This window comes from Flavobacterium geliluteum (assembly GCF_017948595.1).
In the GTDB taxonomy this organism is placed as follows: Bacteria; Bacteroidota; Bacteroidia; order Flavobacteriales; family Flavobacteriaceae; genus Flavobacterium; species Flavobacterium flavipigmentatum.
Window position 1 is genome coordinate 50,510 of sequence record NZ_JAGFBV010000006.1, and the last position, 22,584, is coordinate 73,093.

Annotated in this window: 11 protein-coding genes; 4 read left to right on the forward strand and 7 right to left on the reverse strand. The window is 36.5% G+C overall.

Going from position 1 to position 22,584, the window contains the following annotated elements; translation table 11 throughout:
- Position 1: 1 nt before the first annotated feature.
- Positions 2-3,067: a SusC/RagA family TonB-linked outer membrane protein gene (locus J3495_RS05220; protein ID WP_210665516.1), complete on the reverse strand. Its 3,066-nt coding sequence runs from the start codon at positions 3,065-3,067 to the stop codon at positions 2-4.
- Between the two features lie 224 nt (positions 3,068-3,291).
- On the opposite strand from J3495_RS05220, the gene J3495_RS05225 reads away from it, so the two are divergent.
- A complete protein-coding gene (locus J3495_RS05225) occupies positions 3,292-4,041 on the forward strand; it encodes a DeoR/GlpR family DNA-binding transcription regulator (protein ID WP_210665517.1) in 750 nt (249 codons plus the stop codon).
- 64 nt (positions 4,042-4,105) lie between these two features.
- Here the strand turns inward: J3495_RS05225 and J3495_RS05230 are convergent, their stop codons facing one another.
- The 5 genes from J3495_RS05230 to J3495_RS05250 form a co-directional block, all read right to left on the reverse strand.
- The gene (locus tag J3495_RS05230) at positions 4,106-7,105 is read right to left on the reverse strand and encodes a glycoside hydrolase family 3 N-terminal domain-containing protein (protein ID WP_210665518.1); all 3,000 of its coding nucleotides are present in this window, start codon (positions 7,103-7,105) and stop codon (positions 4,106-4,108) included.
- A gap of 83 nt (positions 7,106-7,188) precedes the next feature.
- Positions 7,189-8,382, reverse strand: coding sequence for an exo-beta-N-acetylmuramidase NamZ family protein (locus J3495_RS05235; RefSeq protein ID WP_210665519.1), 1,194 nt, complete (start codon positions 8,380-8,382; stop codon positions 7,189-7,191).
- 111 nt (positions 8,383-8,493) lie between these two features.
- Positions 8,494-9,366, reverse strand: a complete 873-nt coding sequence (locus tag J3495_RS05240) for a DUF4397 domain-containing protein (protein ID WP_210665520.1) — start codon at positions 9,364-9,366, stop codon at positions 8,494-8,496.
- A 27-nt stretch (positions 9,367-9,393) separates the two neighbouring features.
- Positions 9,394-11,010: a SusD/RagB family nutrient-binding outer membrane lipoprotein gene (locus tag J3495_RS05245; protein ID WP_210665521.1), complete on the reverse strand. Its 1,617-nt coding sequence runs from the start codon at positions 11,008-11,010 to the stop codon at positions 9,394-9,396.
- 8 nt (positions 11,011-11,018) lie between these two features.
- Entirely contained in the window at positions 11,019-14,093 is a 3,075-nt protein-coding gene (locus J3495_RS05250; RefSeq protein WP_210665522.1) for a SusC/RagA family TonB-linked outer membrane protein, read from the reverse strand.
- 1,023 nt (positions 14,094-15,116) lie between these two features.
- Between J3495_RS05250 and J3495_RS05255 the strand changes: the two genes are divergently transcribed.
- Together J3495_RS05255 and J3495_RS05260 are read left to right on the forward strand one after the other, a co-directional pair.
- Entirely contained in the window at positions 15,117-18,029 is a 2,913-nt protein-coding gene (locus J3495_RS05255) for an FAD-binding and (Fe-S)-binding domain-containing protein (protein WP_210665523.1), read from the forward strand.
- A 234-nt stretch (positions 18,030-18,263) separates the two neighbouring features.
- Positions 18,264-20,204: an amino acid permease gene (locus tag J3495_RS05260; RefSeq protein WP_210665524.1), complete on the forward strand. Its 1,941-nt coding sequence runs from the start codon at positions 18,264-18,266 to the stop codon at positions 20,202-20,204.
- 238 nt (positions 20,205-20,442) lie between these two features.
- Here J3495_RS05260 and J3495_RS05265 read toward each other — a convergent pair whose 3' ends face one another.
- Positions 20,443-21,648, reverse strand: coding sequence for an aminotransferase class I/II-fold pyridoxal phosphate-dependent enzyme (locus J3495_RS05265; protein WP_210665525.1), 1,206 nt, complete (start codon positions 21,646-21,648; stop codon positions 20,443-20,445).
- A 393-nt stretch (positions 21,649-22,041) separates the two neighbouring features.
- Between J3495_RS05265 and J3495_RS05270 the strand changes: the two genes are divergently transcribed.
- Positions 22,042-22,497, forward strand: a complete 456-nt coding sequence (locus J3495_RS05270; protein ID WP_210665526.1) for an Lrp/AsnC family transcriptional regulator — start codon at positions 22,042-22,044, stop codon at positions 22,495-22,497.
- Positions 22,498-22,584: the final 87 nt, after the last annotated feature.

A 22,584-nucleotide genomic window follows, 5' to 3' on the forward strand; every position in this document is an offset into this window, starting at 1 on the left:
ATTAAAATTGAAATTTCAATGCTACAGAATACGAACTCGGAATTGGCACAGTACCAAAGTTATATTTGGCTACCGAAGATTGTCCGCCAGAGTTCGTTTCTGGATCAAAACTGGTAAAATTATCCCAGGAAATTAAGTTTCTACCACTAGCTGTAACTGTCAAATCATCAAAAAAGCTATTTAATTTTCCGAAAGAATAATTAAGTGAAATTTCTCTTAATTTAAGATAACTTCCGTCAACAACTCTAAATTCTTCTACGTTATAAACAGACCAAATATAACCGCGAGGCAACTCGCCGTTCAGCTCTTGTGCTACAATCGTTCCCGATCCAACACCTTGTCTGGTTCTATAATCTGCATCAAAAACATCTACGCCTTGCACGCCATCAAAAAGAACCGATAACCCGAATTTTTTATAATTAAAATTTGCTCCAAACGAAATGATATAATCCGGGTTTGGGTTTCCGATTTCTTTGTTCAGAATCGTTCCTGTTGGCTGTCCTGAAGCATCTCTTTGCGGTGTTCCTGTATTTACATCACCTTTTTCGGTTTGAGGATATCCGGTTGGAGTTAAAAGCAGGCTGCCATCAGAATTTCGGGCAAAATAAGTTCCGTAAAAAATACCAATTGGTCGGTCTCTCTCAACAAATACAGGTGCTCCCGCAAGATTGCTGTCAAGTTTGAAACGTTGTTGAGGTAATCCTGTGACTTTGTTTCTGTTGGAACTATAGTTTACAAAAACATCAAGATTTACTTTTTCTTTTTGAATTAAAGCATATTTCAAATTAAATTCAAATCCTTTGTTATTCATCTGACCAATATTTTGAATGGTATTGGTTGCGCCTTGAGAAGCCGCCAATTGTACTGGTAATAACAAGTCTTCGATATCGGCATTGTAGTAGCTAAAAGATAGATTGAGTCGATCTTTTATAAAACCAAAATCACCACCAATTTCGTACGTTGCGCTTCTTTCTGGTTTTAAGTCTAAGTTTCCTTGTTTAAAGCCTTCTATGGTAAAAGTGGTGTTGCCAAGCAGCGTTCCTGTTGAATAGTTAGTAAAACGGGCATAAGGTTTAATGGCGGTTAAACTACCGGATTTTCCCCATGACCCTCTCAGACGAGCTGTGCTCAATACATTGTCAATGTTTTGCATAAAAGGTTCGTCAGAAAGAACGTAACTCACACTTGCTTTTGGGTAAAACTGCGACCTGTTATCTTTAGAAAAAATAGTAGAAGCATCTTGTCTTCCGGCAATGGTAACATATAATTTTTCTTTAAATCCGATGGTTTCCTGCAAATAATAACCCCATAAATTATACTTAGATTGGCTGGCACTTGGCGAACCCGGAATCAAAGTATTAAAAGCATTAATGGTTTCGACAAAAGGTTTTAGATTTCGGCCTTCAATAGCGGCAAAATTATCTCGGTAGGTCTGGATGTTGTAACCACCAAATGTTGTGGCTTTCCAGTTAGAATTGATGTTCCAAAGGTATCTTAAATTCAAATCATTATTAAACTGAACCACTCTGTTGGTTGCTTCAGAAACATAACCGTCATTGTAATAAGTTGGGTTAACAGGCGCGTACGGGTATCTCGGGATGTAAACGTTTCCTCTCTGATTGTAATTGTCGATACCAAAAATGAGGTCGGCATTGAAGTTTTTAAAAGGAGTATAATTCAATTGTAAATCCGAGATAATGCGGTCTGTATTTTGTTTTATTTTGAATGTTTCAATAATTGACAAAGGATTGATTCTATTAGGATCCACAGCCAACAAATTACCATTAGCGTCTTTTGCACTGATATTATAGGTATTATTGGTAATATTGATAGCGTTTATTGGGCTCCAAAAAACGTTTCCGTCTGGTTTTTCGTTAGAACTGGAATTTACATAATTCAGTCCCATCGTAGCCGAGAGTTTGTCATTAAAATCATGTTTTAGTCTAATTTTTGCTCCGGCTCTTTTGAAGTCGGTATTTTTTACAATTCCTTCGTTTACCAAATAACCCAGCGAAGCAAAATATTTGGTTTTTTCATCACCGCCTTGTGCAGAGAAATAAGTATCTGTACCAATTCCGGTAGTAAAAATAGCATCCTGATAATCGTAACGTTGTACGTCTATCGTTCGCGTTTCAAGATCTCTTCCTAGGACATTTACAGTAGTTGGACTTGCAGGATTTCCCTGAATAGGGAATAGGGCAGGAGAAGTGCTTGCAAATTGTTTATTAGACCGGTTTACATCGACTTTTTTGCGAATGCTATTAGATGTCATACTCGTCGAAAAAGTATATTTTGTCTCGCCGGCAACTCCTTTTTTGGTCGTAATCAAAACGACACCATTGGCCGCTCTTGATCCGTAAATGGCTGCTGCGGCTCCTCCGTTTAAAACTTCAATGCTTTGAATATCGTTTGGATTGATATCTGCTGATCTATTTTGACCAATTTGCATATTCGAGTTCCCAGTAGATACATTTAGGTTGGTAACATTTGTAGTAGCATTGTTCAAAACAACACCATCAATAACATACAAAGGGTCGGATGAGCCTAAGATAGAAGATGTTCCTCTAAGTTTTATGCTAAAACCTCCAGCGGGATCTCCCGAGTTTTGAGAAACTTGTGCACCGGCAATTTTTCCCTGCAAAGCGGTTGATAAACCTCCAGGTTGCGCTTTTACCAAATCTTCTGCTTTGATACTGGTTACGGCGTTTCCTAGCTCTTTTCGGGTAGCTCTTACCGTAGAACCCAGAACGACAACTTCAGAAAGCGTGTTAAGTTCTTCTTTCATTTGAATGTTCAGCAAACCTGTATTTTGTGTAACTTTAATTTTTTTTGAAGCAAACCCGATAAAACTAAAAATCAGGTTGTCGTTTTCGTTTGCTGCAATGCTAAAGTTTCCGTCTAAATCTGTTACCGTACTCTTTGAAGTTCCTTCAATAAGAACCGAAACTCCTGGCAAAGGGAGATTGTCTGTCGTACTTATAATCGTTCCGGTTATCGTTTTTGTCTGTGCAAAAATGGGCTGCGCAAACAAAATAATTCCAAATAAAATAAATAATAGTTTTTTCATATTAAAAAATATTTGATTGGTTAGAGAATGGAAATATATAAACTTTATTGCTAATTTGCAAATTTATGCATAAAATTATAAATAATAATATAAAAATGCATAAAAATGCATTAATGTTGCTCGATTTTTAGTACTTTTGGCGAAGCTAATTTACGCCAAAATAGCTTTCTTAAAAAGTGCAGAATAACGCATTAAGTTTTATATTTGAAAAAAAATTATAATAAATGTTGAAACGCGAGAGACATCAGTACATCATGAATAAATTTCAAGAAGTTGAAAAAATCAACACTATTGATCTTGCTCTGGAGTTAGAAATTTCTGAAGACACAATCCGAAGAGATTTCAACGAATTAAACAATAAAGGACTGATAAACAAAGTGTATGGGGGTGCTTTTTTAGTAAAAGATAAATCCAAAAATGTTTTTGATATTAATATAATTAACGAAGATAAAAAGATTATTGTGGGTCAAAAAGCGCTTTCTTTTTTAAGTGATGGCCAGGTAATTATTATGAGTGGTGGAACAACCAATTTATCTTTCTGTAAATTGATTCCGATTGATTTTTCGGCTACAATCTATACATACAGTTTGCCAATTGCGATGCAGTTATCCCAACATCCCAATATTGAACTCATTTTTATTGGTGGAAAACTGCAAAAAAAAGCAATGGTAACCATTGGTATCGATGTGGTTCAGGTTTTATCAAAAATCAAAGCCGATATTTGCTTTTTGGGAGTAAGTAGTATTGATGAAAATCAAGGGCTTACAGAGATGGGCTATGAAGTTTCTGTGGTAAAAAAGGAAATGATCAAAGCTTCCGGAAAAGTAATTGCGATGGCAACATCGGATAAAATAAACGGAAAAATGATGCATAAAGTCTGCGGATTAGAGCAGTTGCATGCCGTAATTACAGACTTGAATCCTAAAAGTCCTAAAGTTAAGAATTTTGTGGATGCGGGTTTAAACGTTTTATAAAACAAGTTCGCCATTCATCAGTTTAAAAAGATAAATGGCGACTTGTTTTAGACTATATTTTAGATTATTTCAGAATAGCGTCCTGAATAATTTGTTGTATATCTTCTCTGATTTTTTCTTTGGCCAATGTGTTTCCAGCGGCGGAAACTTCGGGATACGTCCTGTTTGATAAAAACACATATACTATTTCTGTTTCCGGGTCAACCCAAACCATATTACCTGTAAAACCAGTATGGCCAAAACTTGACTTAGAAACGCATTGACAAGTTGGGCCGTCTTTTCCTATTCTTTTATCAAAACCTAAACCTCTTTCGACTCCTTCAGAACAAAAATGGCAGGTGTTGAAAACATCAAAAGTTTCGGGCGAAAAATAGTTAATTCCACCGTAATTTCCTTTTTGCAAAAACAATTGCATCATTTTGGCAACATCCATCGCATTCGAAAAAACTCCTGCATGTCCTGCAATTCCGCCTTCCATAGCGGCTGCCATATCGTGCACATAGCCCTGAACCGTTTGGTGTCTGTAATAGTTGTCTATTTCGCTTGGCGCAATTACCTTTTTGTCAAACTTTTCTAACAGATTGTAGGTGGTATAGTTCATTCCGAGAGTATTGTAAAAATGTTCCTGAGTCAACGATTGCAGGCTTTTTTTAGTTTGATGCTCTAAATATTCTTTTAAAATAATAAAGGTAAAATCACTATATCGGTACTCTTTTTTTAGTGATAAAGGCGTGTCTTTGATGATTTTCATAATCGTATCATGATAATCATTTCGAATAAAAAGACTATCGGCTACTTTTGTAGAAAATGCAGCAGTGGCTGCTTTGCTGTAATATTTCGCCAGCGGATTATTATTTTTATCCAAAGTAGCTTTGTAAAACGGAATCCAGGCCTGAAGACCGGCGTAGTGCGAAAGTAGGTTTTTAAAAGGAATATTTTCTTTGTTACTACCTGAAAAATAAGGTAACATCGTTTTGAGCGGTGTATCCAGTTGTACTTTTTTCTGATCATAAAGTTGCATTACATTCGGAAGTGTGGCAATAATTTTTGAGATGGATGCCAGATCATACAAATCGGTATCGGTTACTTTAGGCGAGTTATCATACGTTTGATTTCCGTATGATTTCTGAAAAATTACTTTTCCTCTTCTAGCGACAAGCACTTGCATTCCGGGTGCCATTTTACCTTGTATCGCTTTTGATGCAATCGCATCAATTTTGGACAAAGTAGCAGAACTCATGTCTTGATTTTCGGGAGATGCAAAGCCCAATCGATTTATTTTTTTGGTCGTTATGCCATCATTCACATCAAAAAAATTATGGATAGAAACGGGCAGTTTTCCTTTTGCACTAACGGCTCCAAAAATCAATTCTGCCGAAACAATTTGACTAATATTTGAGTTTTGGTACGAAACTACCACCCCTTCTATATCATCAAAATTCGGAATCGACAATAAAGAATACGGTTTGGTAAAAACATCTAAAATAACATCGTTTTGTTCAGCGATTTTTTTCAACCAAAACAATTCAATTTCACTAAAATCGTGTTTTTCCCATGCTTTGTCCAATTTGTGAAAACCGACAATTACGGTTTTGTATTTTTTTAATTCGAGGTTTAAAGAATCTACATTGGTATTCGAGACTTCAGTGACATTTGTATATTTTTTTAGCGTTGAGACAAAAGCACTATTGGTATCATCACCTAATTTTACGTAAGCAATTTTTTGATTTAGATTTTGTATCGGAAGTATTTCAGATTTATTTTTTAAAACCGTTATGGCATTTTCGAATAATTTATATTGCAAAGCATCATTTTCAGGAGCGTTTAGGTCAGCATATAAAGTTTTGGTTTCGATGGGTTTAAAATGATTTAACCCAATTTTATATTTATAATGTAATATTTTTTTAACCGAGTGAGCCAAACGGTCTTCTGTAACAATTCCGTCATGATAGGCCGTCTTTATCTTTTGTACCGCCAATGGCACATCTTCGGGGCAAAGCAGGATGTCATTACCTGCAAGAAAAGCAGCAAGATCAAGATCTCCCGGCCCTTTGAAGTTCGCAGCACCTTTCATGCCCAAACCATCAGTAATGATTAAGCCATCAAAACCTAATTGCTTTTGTAGTAAGGTGGTCACGACATTATACGAAACTGAAGTAGGCATGTTTTCAGTGGTTTCTAAACTCGGAATATTGAGATGTCCGACCATTACAGAAGCCATTTCTTCATCAAACAGACGCTTAAAAGGATATAATTCGACCAGATCAATTCGCTCTTTTGTAAAAGCGACAGTTGGTAAGGTTTTATGCGAATCTGTTGAGGTGTCTCCATGTCCCGGAAAATGTTTTCCTGTAGAAAATACACCATGAGTTTGAGCACCTTTCATCAATGCAATGGCTTTGTTGGCGACATTGCTTTTTGTTTCTCCAAAAGAGCGATTGCCAATAATAGGATTTTCAGGATTGGTATTAATATCCAGAACTGGGGCAAAATTAAAGTGTACACCCAGGCGTTTGCTTTCGCTGCCCATGTGCTGGCCAACTTCTTCTAATAATTTTAGATCCTGAATGGCTCCCAAAGTCATATTCCAGGGATATCGGTAGGTAGAATCAAGGCGCATACTCAGTCCCCATTCTGCATCAATGCCTATAAATAAAGGGATTTTTGACTTGGATTGGTATCTGTTGGTCAAATTTGCCTGACGAACCGGCCCGCCTTGAAAGAAAATCAGAGCTCCGATTTTGAAATCTTCAATAAGTTTATCGATTTTCTGACTATGAAGGCTGTCTTTGTTTGAATATGCCGAAACCATGAACAACTGACCCACTTTCTCATCCAGTGTCATTTGTTGATAAATACTGTCTGCCCACTTTTTTTCTGGTTCTGAATCTTTAAAAAAAGTAACTTTTTCGGCCTTTGTTTTTTGGGTATAAATTTCCTGATTTCTTGATAAAATCTGTTTCTCAAGATCAGCATCTGAAATGGTTTTTTGGATACTTTTACAATTAATCACTAAAGAAAGTACCAGTAATGACAAGACAATTTTTATAAAATAATTTTTCATTATGATTGGAGTTTGTCAGCTTTTCTGGTATTTTTTCACCAAAAAAGAAAATGATTTGCATTGTTTTTTACTCTAAAAAAGGTTTAGTCGTACAGTAAATAAAGGGCTCTTTTTTTCTTAAATTGTTCTAAATCATTCTTCCAGCTATTGCGAATTTCGGTTTCTGAAACTCCTTTCTCAATTTGTTCCTGCAATTTTTTTGTTCCTGCAAGTTTTGTAAAAAAGGGTGTAAAAAACTTCAATTGATCAGTTGATTTTTGATAGGCTTCGATTAGCCATTTAAGTTCTAAGCGGGTTAGTTTTGGTGTTTTTGATAAATCTTTTCCAAAACAAATTTCTCCATTATAAGGTGGCGTTTTAGAACCAAAATTAGGTTTGGGCGTAAAACTGAAATCACTTTTTGGTAAAAAGGGAGAGCCGTAAATTTGAAATTGTTTTTCGGTGCCGCGGCCAACGCTCACATTGGTTCCTTCAAAAAAACACAAACTGGCATACAGATTTATCGATTGATCATTTGGCAAGTTTGGAGATGGTTTTGCTAATAAACTGTAACTCATTTTTCGATTATAATTGGAACACGGAATCACAGTAAGTGGGCAATTTGCACCATTTTTCAGCCATTTTTCGCCGTTGATCATTTGACCGTATTCGCCAATCGTCATGCCGTGTAACACCGGAATCGGATGCATGCCTACAAAACTGGTATATTCTTTTTCTAAAATTGGTCCATCGATAATGCTTCCGTTGGGATTGGGTCTGTCGAGAATGATCATCGGAATGTTATTTTCGGCGCAAGCCTCCATCACATAATGCAGCGACGAGATATAAGTATAAAATCTGGCACCCACATCCTGAATGTCAAAGACTATGATGTCTATATTTTTTAATTGTTCCGGTTTTGGTTTTTTGTTATCTCCGTAAAGAGAAATAATAGTGAGACCCGTTTTGGTGTCTTTTCCGTCAACGACTTGTTCGCCGGCATCTGCAGTTCCTCTAAAGCCATGTTCGGGAGCAAAAATGGTCTGAATGGTTATGTTTTGCTCTAATAAAAAATCGACCAAATGAATTTTTGTAGATAAAAGACCTGTTTGGTTGGTCACGATTCCAACTTTTTTGTCTTTTAGCAAAGGCAGGTATTTTTCAAAATGATCAGCACCCGTTTTAATTTCAGTATTTGGACTAACACTATTATTTTCGGATGGCCGTAGCAAATTTGAAAATAATAGAATAGGAAATAATAAAAGTAGGGGAGTGATTTTTTTTAAAATTCGAAACATGATAAAAAAGTTTAGTGATGGTTTGGTAATCGAAAATCTAAACATTTGTAAAACATAAAGTTAAGATTCTCTTTAGGAGTTTCTAGAGAGAATCTTACTTTTTGATATCAATTATTTATTGGTGTACCAACTTATGGCAGGCTTGTTTGTTGTAGAACCTGCAGGTAAACCATCGGCAATCCCTCGGCAATAAATGGTATAAATTCTACCTGCTCTCGGCACAAAAACGCCTGTTCCTGAGTTGGCTTGATTGGCTACAACGGTGGCTCCAGGAAGATTGGCAGGAGCGCCAGCTGTACGAAGTTGTATTTGGTACCCTCTGGTATCAGTGCCTACTTGTGCTTCTATGGCGACAAATTTTTCGTCACCACCTTTAAAAGTTACATTTCTGTAGGTGTACACTTCTTTTGTCGTGATAGCACCTGCTGCTGTTCCCGCGAGAGAAGTTTCTTTAATAAGTCCTAAATCGTAACCAGCTGCAGGAGTATTGCTTATTACGTTTATAAAACGAATGTAAGCTTTTGTCTTGTCTATATTGGCTACAGATAAATCATCATTGATTTGATAAGTAGAATACACAGGAGGCGTAACGGATGGTGGGGTTGCCACTAGAAAATTACTGTAATATTTTCCGAGTTCTGTAGTAAGGCTTCCTTCAAAAACCGTTACTGGCGTTGTGGCTGTAGTCCGCACGCTCAAAGGTTGTGTGCCAGATTTTACCAAAGCATAATTGGCAGGTATTGGATATTGAGCTCCAGAAGCCATCGCACCCGAAATTTTGTCTGCACCTAAGAAATAATTTACCGAAAAATTGGTTCCGTTGGGTCCCACCACAGCATGAATAAATTTTACATTGGCAGCGTTTGACGAAATTTCGGAGGTTTCGTACGGCGTAAAGTCATGCTCATCGTCACATGATGCCAGCAATACTATTCCAAGAATTGGAAAAATTGCCTTTTTTATAAAGTTACTTATATTTTTCATTTAATTAAAGTTTAAATTTTTAATGAATTACGGTTGCGAAAACCACATTTCTACAGTATGATAATCTACTTTATCTGCACCAATGGCTTTTAATGCCTCAAAATTCCAAACGTATTCTGAGTTGAATCTCGGACGCACTCTGTAAGGCATTTTGCCTCCATTATCAACAAATAAACCTCCGTTTGGAGTGTAACTCATTGTTTTGTAAATGTTTTGGTTGTCGTAATGATATTTGCGCATGTCTGACCATGTTTCCAACATTCCAAAACCAAATAAGGCAACATATTTTTGAAGCATAATTTGACTTAAAGTCAGATTATTAGCCAGTGGAACAACATTTATATTCGCTAAAAAGGCTGATTTTTCTGTAGCGGATATAGTTGTTGTGATAGGGAAAACAGTGCTAACTACTGTATTGGCATTTACAAAATCGATGCTGGCATCAATTCCTTTTTTGTACGCCTCTAAGGCCAATGCTTTATCGCCTTTTATGAAAGCAGCTTCGGCTTTTATAAACTGAATTTCGGCATAGGTCATTAAAGGAAAATTGGCTTTGTCTCTAAACAAATATCTTCCCGGATTAGCTTGGGCTCCCACAGTATAAGTGCCCCAGAAATTCGGAATCCTACTCACGTTGCTAGCAGCTGTAGAAGCAGTTGTGTTTAAAGGGTTTCCATTAAAAGTATATTTTGTAGGATCAGGAGCTGCTGCAGATGCCGGAGCGGTTTCAGAAGTTCCCACAGAAGGTACTAAAACTCTTGACATACGAGGATCTGTAGCACCAAATATCTCGCCATTCATGGTTCTTACGGCAAAATCTGTCTGGCGAAAAGTATTAAAATTGCTTCTTCCCGGACCGTAAAAATTGATATCGGCAGCTATTGTACCATTGTATCTAATTAAAGCATTATCTGCGTTTGAAGCCAAAGATTTGTCACAATATTCGATTACTTTATCAGGATTATAGCTTGCTTTGTTAATTTGGTTGTTTAAGTTACGGGCCAAAACTCCATAGGCAAATTTCATCCATTTCGATCTGTCTCCACCGTACATTTTATCTCCACCAGCGGTATACGTTTGCGAAACATTTCCATCTGTACGTGCCAAATCTGATATACCCTCATTTAAAAGACGAACGACTTCTGCATATACTTTTTCTTGACCTACATAATCAAAAGAAAGGCGTTGCGTAAACACCTGATCAAAATCTATTAATTCTGAATGATAATCGGTGGCCACCTGCCACGACCATGCCCTAATAATTTTTGAAATTCCTGTAATGTCATGACGCTCTTCGGCGATGGCTTTTTCCTGAAGTTTGCTTAGGTTAAGTCCTATCGAAAAATAGACCATTTTCCAGATTTCTCCTCCAACATCACTATTGGCCTGATAGCCGTATTGGTCCCATTGAGATCCCGCCGTATTAACAGTTGCAATACTAAAATTTTGTATATATCTTCCTAAAATACGGTTGTCAAATTGCAAACCTACCGCCATTTGTTGCTCGATTGGCGGCATCAAAGCTGTTGCAGATACATCTACAGGAAAACTTGGGTTTACGTTTAACTCGTCTAAGTTTTCGCAAGAAACGATTGTGGCCATAAGCCCAAACGCAGCAATATATTTTTTTATGTTTTTCATCATTTTAGTTATTAAAGTCCAATTCTCAATCCTAAGTTTATACCTCTTGGAGTCGAAATGGCTCCATAATCAAAACCAGTACCGCCGGCACCTCCTGTAGAGGCATTTGTTCCGTTTACCGCTGGGTCTGCGCCTGTGTAATTTGTTATCATAAACAAGTCGGTCATGGTTAAATTTAAAGAAAGTGAGTTAATAAATGTTTTCTTTAGTACTTCTGACGGCATTTGGTAACTCAACGTAATGTCTCTCATACGCAGCCAATTGATGTCTTTTTCTATAAAATCGGCATCTACACCGCCTGATCTGTAATATTCGTTTTGAACGATAGGCCTAATCGGAATATTATTTTGCGTTGGATTAGCAGTGTTTTCCAGACCATCTCTCAGGATTCCCTGTACTACAATAGTTTGATCTCTGTTTAAAGTTCGGGTAGATAATCCGTTTTGGTACAAGTAAAACTCTGTTCCGTTAAAGACATCGCCGCCTTTTCGAATGTCTAATAGAAAAGATAAGCTTAGGTTTTTGTAAGTAAAAGTGTTTTGAAGGCCAATCACAAAATCAGGATTTCGATCACCTACAACTTTAAAGTTTGGATCTTTAAGAGCAAAACCTGTGTTAGGATCAATAAGTGGCTGTCCGGCATTATTTCGTAAATAATCAACACCAGTCAGCGTAGTTGTTGGCCCACCGGCTACTACTCCGCCACGTACGTTTCCGTAAAGCCATGTATCTGATACATAGTATTCTGAAACAACAGAAGGAAGGTTTAGTACCTTTGAACGGGTTTTATTAAAATTAGCCATTACATCCCAAGAAAATTTTTCACCTTTTACAGGAGAGGCATTCAGGGTAATCTCTAAACCTTCATTTCTTAAATCTCCGAAATTAGCCGAAGTAAGAACAAATCCGGTTCCGTAACTCAAACGCATATTCTTTAAAATTGGGTCAACTGTTTTGGTGCTGTACACTGTAACGTCTAATCCTATACGATCGTTTAAGAATTTTAATTCGGCACCAAATTCATAAGCCAAACGAAACTCAGGAACTAAATTTGGGTTGGCACCTGTTACGCCATACCCATAACCGCCGTCTGTGGTTCCTTGGGGAGTAAAAACAGGCTCAGAAGAATACGGTGAAGGAATATTAGCTGCTTCTGCATAAGAAGCTCTCAATTTACCATAGGATAAGATTTCTTTTCCTTTTAAAGCGGGTAAGTTCGTAAAGACAAAACTACTTGATACAGAAGGGTAGAAAAAAGGATCTTTTAGTACAGAAGTCCAGTCTTTACGACCTGTTAAGTTTAAAAAAGCAATTTTATCATAATCTAAATTAAATTCGGAGAAAAAGCCAATTACACGACTCTGAATAATTCTTTCCTGTGATCTTTGGGTAGTGGCGTCGGTATTATTGATAGAATTAAAGTTAGGATCAAAAAACTTGGTTCCTGTTGTAGATAAAATTCTGTAATAATTGTCATTAATGGCATTACCGATCATTAATTTGGTATTAAATTTACCAAAGGATGCTTTACCTGTTGCTAAAAAAGTGGTGTTTAGGTTACTGGTATTGGCGTAATAACTTTCGATAAAACCACCGGGAGTAATACCTGCGGCAGATTCTGGGTGAATAGATCTGTAACCCTGAGCAGAATTAACATCCCAACCTACGCGACCGGTTAAGTTAAGCCACGAATACGGGTCATAAATCAAGCCAACATTGGTGATAAAACGATTGTTAAAGTCTTCTGCCAGATTTTTATTTACATCCCAAAAAGGGTTATCTGTCTCAGTATCTAATGTACCGGAAGTGATTTTTCGCCTGCTTCCGTCGGGATTCAAATAATTTTGAGCATTGTCATTGGCGGGCCAAGTCAATAGCGATAGTAAATATCCCGTAGTAAAACTTGAAGCAAGTCCTCCGGCTCCTCCTTTGGATGCTTTTTGGTTGTCTGATTTTGTAAAATTGAATGTGCCTTCTGATTTTAATTTTGAAGATATTTTTGCAGAAGCATTTAAATTTGCTGTCAAGCGACTGTATCCTGTATTAGGAGTAACGCCTTCCTGTTCTAAATTAGAAACAGATAATCGGTATGATGTTGTCTCCGTACCAGCTTCAAAAGAAATATTATGTGTTTTTGAAACTCCGGTTTTGAAGAAATTCTCAACATTATTATAAAATTGTGTTCCCGGTTCATAAGGGGCGCCAAATTGTCTTCGGTAATCAGTATTGGTTATTCCGTCACCACCTCGCTGATAAGTTGTTTGAATGTCCGGAAAACGATACAACGTTTCAAATCGGGTGTTGTTAGAGTAGGTCAGTCTGCCGGTTCCGTTTTTACCTTTTTTGGTGGTAATTACAATAGCTCCGTTACCCGCTTGCATACCATAAAGTGCTGCTGCCTCTGGGCCTTTTAGTATTACCACAGATTCAATATCTTCAGGATTTATGTCTGCGCCCCTATTAGTATAATCCTGGTTTCTGTTTGGAGCGTTAGAAATCAATAACTCCTGACTCAATGTTTCGTTATTTACGGGTAAGCCATCCACGACATACAGAGGAGAGTTGTTGCCGCTTAATGAGTTTACACCTCTTAACTGAATTGCTGCCGAAGCGCCGGGAGCCCCAGTCGAACTCGTTACGGTAAGACCTGCAATACGACCTTGCAAAGCATTGGCAAAGTTAGGACGTTGTGTGTCTGCAATATCTTTGCCTTTTACTTCCTGCACAGAATATCCAAGTGATGATTTGTTACGTACGATACCCATCGAGCCCACAACAGTAACATTATTCAGAGTTTCAATACTTTCTGATAAGGTGATGTTGGATGCTGGATCGGTTGCTTTAATTTCTTTTGTTTCAAATCCGATATAGCTAATGATAAGGATATCAGTTGGGTTAGCGTTTATCGAATATTTACCATCAAAATCAGTGACAGTACTTGTCTTTGTGCCTTTTATCAATATGGTAACACCGGGTATAGGGATCCCATCGGCCTTGTTTTTAACGATTCCAGAGATTGTCTTTGTTTGCGCAAATGTTATTTGTACGAGAAAAAACAACAATGAAAAGAGGAGAATTTTTTTCATAAGATGTTAGTTATTTATGGTTAGTAAGCAAATATATAGATAATTTTAATAAAATGCGATTTTATGCAATATTTTTGTTTTAAATATTAAATAATGCAAAAAAATGCATTTAAAAAATAAACACTAAATTATAGTTGTTAAAATTTTTAGAATGACTTAATTTGGAGGTATAATTGCGTTATTGTGCTTTATTTTATTTTAATTAGCTTAAAAAACGCATTTATTTGCATTAAAATTTAATTTTTATAGTATATTTGCCTTTTTTCAATATAAATTAATAATACTTTTAAAAATAGAATTGTTGTTTGTGTAAAAGTAATAGTGATTTGAGGATCTTAAATTTTTAAAATTTATTGTATCTTTTTTAAAATTCAGATACAAGTTGAGTATTATGAGTAATTAAAATAGCCTATTTCATTTTCGACAAGTAAAAAAAGAATAAAAAAGCTGTTTTTTAAATTTTAAATAATTCTTATTCAGTATAATTACGTAAAAAATAACATTCGATTATAAGAGAATTAAACGCTGTTTTTTTAATATATGGACAAATTTTAATTAGAATAATCATATCAAATGGCTTCAGATAACTATCAGGATTGCTATTGTTTAAGATGTAAATCTGTCTTTGTGTAGTAATATTTAAAGTAAAAAAGGTACTATTATCAAAGGAAATTTAAAAAACTAGATAAAGTGCGTTTTTCTGCAATTAGTGAATAAAAAAATAAGTTCAGTAAAAAGAATCGATTTTATTTATTTAGGATTGAAAACCAAGTGATCGTTGCATTAGTGAGATGTTGGTTTATGCGAGACAATCGTACAGCATTTGAGCTAAATGATAGAAATCTAAATAAAAAATACAGAATAAAATTAGAGATTTGAGTTTAACGAAATTTACGGTTTTAAAAGGATTTAAACGTTATTTTTTTAATCTTTATGAAGTATCAAATAACAATTGAAATTACAGTATTTTTGTACTCGTAATACAAGTATTTAACCAGTTTTAGGCAATAAATTTAGTATATAATGTCAATAAATAAGGAGTTACAGCAATTATCAGCATCTTTAGAAGGAACACTTTTATACGATGACCTACATAAAACCCTATATTCTACCGATGCCTCGGTGTACAGAATAAAGCCCAAAGCGGTTGCCATACCAAAAACCAATGAAGATATTAGTAAACTGATTCGGTTTGCCGCAAAACACCATGTTTCGATTACGCCTCGAACGGCAGGAACTTCTTTAGCGGGACAGACGGTTGGCGACGGAATTGTGGTAGATGTTTCTAAAAATTTCACTAGAATACTTTCTTTCAATCTCGAAGAGAAAACGGTGACGGTACAACCCGGGGTGATTCGTGATGAGCTAAATTTATTCTTAAAACCTTATGGCGTTTTTTTTGGTCCTAATACTTCGACTTCTAATCGTTGTATGATTGGCGGTATGGTTGGTAATAATTCATCGGGGACAACTTCAATTCGTTACGGCGTAACCCGAGATAAAATTGTTGCCATAAAAGCCATTTTGAGTGATGGTTCTGAGGTTGTTTTTAATGAACTGACTTCGGAAGAATTTATCGAAAAAACCAAAGGTGAAACATTAGAAAATAAAATTTACAAAAGTATTTACGAAGAACTTTCTAATAAAGCTACGCAGGAAGAAATTATAAAAGAGTTTCCTAAGCCCGAAATTCACAGGAGAAATACGGGTTATGCGGTCGATATTTTATTAAAATCGGATTTGTTTGGAGGAACCGAACCAACAATAAATTTAGGTAAATTACTTTGTGGAAGCGAAGGAACACTTGCTTTTACCACCGAAGTTACCTTAAAAGTAGATGATTTGCCGCCCGCAAACAATATTATGGTGGTGGCGCATTACCACAGCATTCAGGAATCGCTGGAATCTGTGGTAGTGGCAATGAAACATCATTTATACACTTGCGAAATGATTGATGATACGATTTTAGATTGTACCAAAACGAATCGTGAGCAATTTAAAAACAGATTTTTTTTGGTCGGAGAACCAAAAGCAATTATGATGTTTGAAGTCGCTTCTCATGATAGGCAAGATGCCGAAAATCAAGCCAATGCTCTGATTGAAGATCTGGAAAAAAATAATTTTGGTTATGCGCTCGTAAAAATATACGGCCCTGATATTGATAAAGTTAATGAGCTTCGTAAAGCCGGTCTCGGACTTTTAGGAAGCATCGTAGGCGATGATAAAGCGGCCGATTCTATTGAAGATACTGCAGTAGAATTGAGTGATTTACCCAATTATATTGCCGAATTTTCGGCGATGATGCTCCGTCACGGCCAGGAAGCGATTTATTATGCGCATGCTGGAGCGGGAGAATTGCATTTGCGACCTGTTTTGAATTTAAAGAAAACATCCGATCTCAAATTATTTAGAACCATCGCAACCGATGTGGCGATTTTGGTCAAAAAATACCGAGGCTCTTTAAGCGGTGAACACGGCGACGGAATTGTACGTGGCGAATTTATTCCGTTTATGATTGGCGACACCAATTATGAATTATTAAAACGAATTAAATTGGCATTCGATCCCAACTCGGCTTTGAATATCGGTAAGATTGTCAACGCTTTAAAAATGGATGAAAACCATCGTGTGATATCCGGTAGAGTAGAACCAAATATTAAAACGTTTCAGGATTTCTCTGACAGTTTAGGGATTTTGCGTGCCGCCGAAAAATGCAACGGTTCTGGCGATTGCAGAAAATTACCATCGGCAGGAGGAGCGATGTGTCCGAGTTATCGCGCTACCAAAAACGAAAAAGAAACGACCCGTGCAAGAGCCAATGCGTTGCGCGAATATTTGACATATTCTGAAAAAGAAAATAAATTTGACCAAAAAGAATTATATGAAGTTTTTGAGTTGTGTGTGAGTTGCAAAGCTTGTGCGAGCGAATGCCCAAGTAATGTGGATGTTGCAACGCTGAAAGCTGAATTTTTATATCAATATCAAAAGGCAAACGGATTCTCGACCCGAAATAAAATTTTTGCTCACAACGCCAAACTAAATAAAATGGGAAGTTTATTTCCTTCAATTACCAATTTTATTTCGAATCAGTCTTTGGTAAAAAAAACGATGGGAATCGCACCCGAAAGAGAGGTTCCTTTGCTGGCCAGGAAAACGTTTAGGAAGTGGCATGCTGCTTTTCAAGCAAAGAATAAGAACACTAATTTTACCAATGGGCGAGTGTATTTATTTGTGGATGAATTTACCAATTATTATGATGTAAACATCGGGATTGATGCTTTTGAGTTATTGTCTCACTTGGGTTACGAAGTTTTGGTTATATCTCACGAAGAAAGCGGAAGAGCCTATTTATCGAAAGGATTTTTAGAACAGGCAAAAAAAATTGCCAACACAAATATTCAAATTTTTAAAGATCTGGTTTCTTCAGAAGTTCCTTTGATAGGAATAGAACCTTCGGCAATCTTAACCTTCAGAGACGAGTATTTACGTTTGGCAGATGATAAAGCTTCCGCTGAAAAAATAGCAAAAAGTACTTTTACGATAGAAGAATTTTTCAAAAACGAAATTACTTCAGGCAATATTACAGCAGATTCATTTTCGACAGAAAAGAAAGAAATTAAAATTCACGGACATTGTCATCAAAAATCATTAAGTGCTATCGAGGCAACTTTTGCTATGTTGAACTTGCCAATAAATAATGTTGTTACCATTTATAATTCAGGATGTTGCGGAATGGCGGGTTCTTTTGGTTACGAAAAAGAACATTATGGTGTAAGCATGCAAATGGGTGAGGACACTTTATTTCCAAAAGTGAGAGCCACTGCCGAAAATGTAAAAATAGCCGCTGCCGGAACCAGTTGCCGCCATCAAATTTATGACGGAACAAGCAGAGAAGCACAACATCCTATAACTATTTTAAGAAGTTGTTTGAAGTGAATTTAACTGTGGTGGCTGCTAAGTCTATTTTTTTGCCACTGATTAAAATGATTTGCACAGATTTTTTAATTCTTTAATCTGTGGCAGAAAAAATATTTCATAAATTCGACACTAAAAAAAACTTACATAAAAACAAAATCGTTTTATATATTTGAAATCAGGATAATTTTTGCATTATTTGCAAAATAAAACCCTAAAGACCGAAATAAATTAATTTTAAAAGCAAAACCACACATGGCATTATCAGGTTTATTCCGAAAAAAAACGGTACAAGATATTCTCAAACAAGTTGCAAAGAACGAAGCAGATGGTCATAATGCGTTAGGAAAACACCTGACAACGAGAGATTTAACTGCATTTGGAATTGCGGCTATCGTAGGAGCTGGTATTTTTAGTACCATCGGAAAAGCTAGTGCAGACGGTGGTCCGGCGGTTATTTTTTTGTTTTTGTTTACGGCTTTAGCATGTAGTTTTGCTGCTTTTGCTTACGCCGAATTTGCTTCGATGGTTCCGGTTTCAGGAAGTGCCTACACGTATTCGTATGTTGCATTTGGTGAAATAATAGCCTGGATTATTGGTTGGGCTTTAATTATGGAATATGCCGTAGGAAACATTACCGTAGCCATATCTTGGAGTGATTATTTTACGGGACTCCTCCAGAGTGGCGGAATTCATCTCCCACAATGGATTCAGATGGATTATTTAACGGCCTCAAACGGTTATAATGATGCAACCTCTTTAATGCAGGGTGGTAAAGCTTTTGAAAATTTAAGCGCTTCTTTGCAAGCTTCCTATACTGCCTGGACAACAGCACCAACAATTGGTTCTTTTCATTTTGTGGCTGATTTGCCAGCTTTGTTCATTATTGTTTTGATTACGGCTTTGGTTTACAGAGGTATGAAAGAATCTCGTAATGCCAGTAATGTGATGGTCGTTGTCAAGCTTTGTATTGTACTTTTGGTGATTGCGGTGGGTGTATTTTATGTAGATACCGCCAATTGGGATCCCTTTGCTCCAAATGGCGTTAGTGGCGTTTTAAAAGGGGTTTCGGCAGTTTTCTTTGCTTATATAGGTTTTGATGCGATCTCTACAACCGCTGAAGAATGTAAAAATCCGCAACGAGATTTACCACGCGGAATGATGTGGGCGATTATTATTTGCACGATTTTATATATTGCCATTGCATTAGTTCTGACTGGAATGGTGTCTTATAACCAATTAAATGTGGGTGATCCTTTGGCTTTTGTTTTTGAAAAATTAGACTTAAAATGGATGTCAGGAATTATTGCCGTAAGTGCCGTAATTGCTATGGCGAGCGTTTTGTTGGTTTTTCAAATGGGACAACCTCGTATTTGGATGAGTATGAGCCGAGATGGTCTTTTGCCTAAGAAATTTTCTACGGTGCATCCAAAATACAAAACGCCATCATTTGCTACGATTGTAACAGGTTTTGTAGTAGCGGTTCCGGCTTTATTTTTAAATTTAACAATGGTAACCGATTTATGTAGTATCGGGACTTTATTTGCCTTTGTGTTGGTATGTGCGGGAGTTTTGGTTTTACAAAATAAACCTGAAATTCCGAGAGGAAAATTCAAAACACCGTATGTAAATTCAAAATTTATCATGCCAGTCCTTTTGATTGCGGGTTTGTATTATGCTTTTGCTTATAATAATAAAGCGACTATGGCTTTTATAAATAATGAAGCACAGACCAACGATGCCACAACGATTATAACATCATTAAATAAAGAGGAATCAACTAAAGTTTTCGATTATTTGCAAAGTATCAACTTTCATAAAAAAACTTCGGAAACTTCAGATTTAGAGCATTTATTGAGTCAGTATCAAGATGATGATGCAAAATATGCTGAGGTTGTAAAGGGCTTACCAATTAATGATTCGCTAAAATACGAATCAGGTTTCAGTTTATTCAAACACAAAATTCCAATGTGGATTTTCTTAATCGTTTTGGTTGGATTAGCTGTTTGGGCTTTTAGAAAAAACCTGTCATTAATTCCGCTTTTGGGACTTATTTGTTGTCTCTATATGATGGCTGAATTAAGCGTTTGGAACTGGATTTACTTTACAATTTGGTTATTAATAGGCCTATTTATTTACTTCACTTACAGTAGAAAAAACAGTAAATTGAACTTCGTTGAAGAGGTTAAAATTTAAAAGTTATATGTAAAAAGTTATATGTAAAAAACCGTTCTGAGATTGATCAGAACGGTTTTTTTATGTTTTTTCGTATTTTGTGTGATTTCTCCTTTGTCAAAATGACAAATTGGTGTGCAATATTGATTTCGTAAAAAAAATTACCACGAATTCACAAATTAATTTGTTTTAAAAATTTGTCAATTCGTGGTGAAAAATTGTAATTTAGTAATCTAAGATGTCTAAAATCTAAGTTAGTCTAATTTAAAATCCCTAATTCCACCATACAAGCTTTCATCATTTCGTAAGTGCGCTGAATGTCGTTGTCTAAACCAATAGAGAAACGAATCAAACCATCGGTAAGTCCCATCTCTTTTTGTTCTTCCATCGGGATCTCGCTCGAAGTAGATGTCCCAGGAGCGCTGAACAATGTTTTGTAGAAACCTAAGCTCACAGCCAAATATCCTAAATTTCTCGCTTGCATCAATTCCATCAATTCATTGGCTTTGGCCAAAGTTCCAACGTCAATAGTCAGCATTCCGCCAAAACCATATTCCGGATTGATCATTGTTTTGTAAAGTTCGTGGCTTGGATGGCTTTTTAGCCCCGGATAAACGGTTTTTAGACCCTCTTTTTCAAATTGATCCGCCAGAAAATGCGCGTTATGACTGTGTTGCTTGATACGAATATGCAACGTACGAAGATTTTTCATCACACTCGCAGAACGTAAACTGTCCATTGTAGGGCCCAAAAGCATGCTTGCGCCAGAATTTACATTTTTCAAAGCATTAATAAATTCTTTTGATGCACACGTTACACCACCAACCGTATCGCTGCTGCCGTTAATGTATTTTGTCAAACTATGAATCACAATATCTGCGCCTAATTTGGCTGGCGAAACAGACAATGGCGAAAATGTATTGTCAACAACCAACGTCAAATTATGTTTTTTAGCAATTTGCGCCAATCCAGCAATATCAGCCACTTCCAGTAGCGGGTTGCTCACCGTTTCGCAATATAAAACCTTTGTTTTAGCGGTAATTGCCGCTTCTACAACCTCTAATTTTGTAATGTCTACAAACGAGGTTGCAATTCCAAAACGAGGTGTGAAATTCTTCAAAAAAGCATAGGTTCCTCCATAAATTGTACGGCTCGAGATAATATGATCGCCTGCGCTGCAAAGTTGCAATATAGTAGGCGTAATGGCACCCATTCCAGAGGCCGAAACATTCGCCGTTTCTGTGCCTTCCATCGCTGCCAAAGCCTGGTCTAAGTACAAATTACTCGGCGACGAATGGCGCGAATACAAATAACAGCCCTCCATGTTGCCTTCAAAAGTGTCAAACATGGTTTTGGCCGAAAGAAAGGTGTAAGTCGAAGAATCAGAAATCGACGGATTTACACCACCAAATTCGCCAAAGTATTGCAGATCCTGAATTTTATCTGCTGGGTTAAAGTCTTTCATTTTTATGTCATTGCGAGGAACGAAGTACTCGAGCGCAGCGAACTGAGCGTAAGCTAACTCATCCTCAGGTTAATATTTATAATTTTTAGAAGCTATTTCCTGCTATCCGTTTCAATCTTTTGCTTTTTAAAGAAAAAAGCAAAAGGATTTCCACTTCAAACGAAGTTCACTGAACTCCACTTAAAATAAGAATCATGTGAAGTAATCAGGGCTAGGGCACTTGTTTTCAAAACAAAATTCATTCAAAATAACATCTTATTAGAAAAATAATCAACTATATGTTTTGTATTTAGATTTTAAAACCATAAAAAGTAAAATTTTTAAATTATTATTCTAAATTTACTCTATAAAACATCAATCAATAGATTTTCTTTCATCTCACAACTTCAAAAAATGACTTTAGACGCCACCGACAAAAAACTCCTTGTTTTACTGCAAACCGACAGCAAAAAAACTACCAAAGAATTGTCCTTAAAACTCAATCTTTCGGTAACTGCAGTGTATGAGCGAATCAAGAAGTTAGAGCGCGAAGGCATCATCAAAAACTATGTGGCGCTGGTCGATAAAACCAAAATCGAAAGAGGTTTTGTCGTGTTCTGTCATCTAAAACTCATTCAGCATACCAAACAATTCCTGACCAAATTCGAGAGCGAAGTCATTCAGCTCAACGAAGTTTTAGAATGCCATCACGTAAGTGGCGACTATGATTATATCCTCAAAGTTTTGGTAAAAGACATGGAAGCCTACAGAGAATTTTTGGTAACCAAGCTCACCACTTTGCAGCATATTGGAAGCACACAAAGTATGTTTATGATCAATGAAGTGAAGAATTCTACGGTTATTTTTTAAGTTGTGGAGGTTCTGAGTTGCTAAGTTTTTGAGGTTTTGCTGCAAAGATTCGCAGGGACAAAGGCTCAAAGTTTTTTTCGCTCTTTT

What these genes read in the sequence shown, in the direction of transcription:
- J3495_RS05250 (WP_210665522.1), bottom strand. Translation starts at nt 14,093, where the DNA reads ATGAAAAAAATTCTCCTCTTTTCATTGTTGTTTTTTCTCGTACAAATA.
- J3495_RS05265 (WP_210665525.1), bottom strand. Translation starts at nt 21,648, where the DNA reads ATGAAAGACTTTAACCCAGCAGATAAAATTCAGGATCTGCAATACTTT.
- J3495_RS05235 (WP_210665519.1), bottom strand. Translation starts at nt 8,382, where the DNA reads ATGTTTCGAATTTTAAAAAAAATCACTCCCCTACTTTTATTATTTCCT.
- J3495_RS05230 (WP_210665518.1), bottom strand. Translation starts at nt 7,105, where the DNA reads ATGAAAAATTATTTTATAAAAATTGTCTTGTCATTACTGGTACTTTCT.
- J3495_RS05255 (WP_210665523.1), top strand. Translation starts at nt 15,117, where the DNA reads ATGTCAATAAATAAGGAGTTACAGCAATTATCAGCATCTTTAGAAGGA.
- J3495_RS05260 (WP_210665524.1), top strand. Translation starts at nt 18,264, where the DNA reads ATGGCATTATCAGGTTTATTCCGAAAAAAAACGGTACAAGATATTCTC.
- J3495_RS05240 (WP_210665520.1), bottom strand. Translation starts at nt 9,366, where the DNA reads ATGAAAAATATAAGTAACTTTATAAAAAAGGCAATTTTTCCAATTCTT.
- J3495_RS05245 (WP_210665521.1), bottom strand. Translation starts at nt 11,010, where the DNA reads ATGATGAAAAACATAAAAAAATATATTGCTGCGTTTGGGCTTATGGCC.
- J3495_RS05270 (WP_210665526.1), top strand. Translation starts at nt 22,042, where the DNA reads ATGACTTTAGACGCCACCGACAAAAAACTCCTTGTTTTACTGCAAACC.
- J3495_RS05220 (WP_210665516.1), bottom strand. Translation starts at nt 3,067, where the DNA reads ATGAAAAAACTATTATTTATTTTATTTGGAATTATTTTGTTTGCGCAG.
- J3495_RS05225 (WP_210665517.1), top strand. Translation starts at nt 3,292, where the DNA reads ATGTTGAAACGCGAGAGACATCAGTACATCATGAATAAATTTCAAGAA.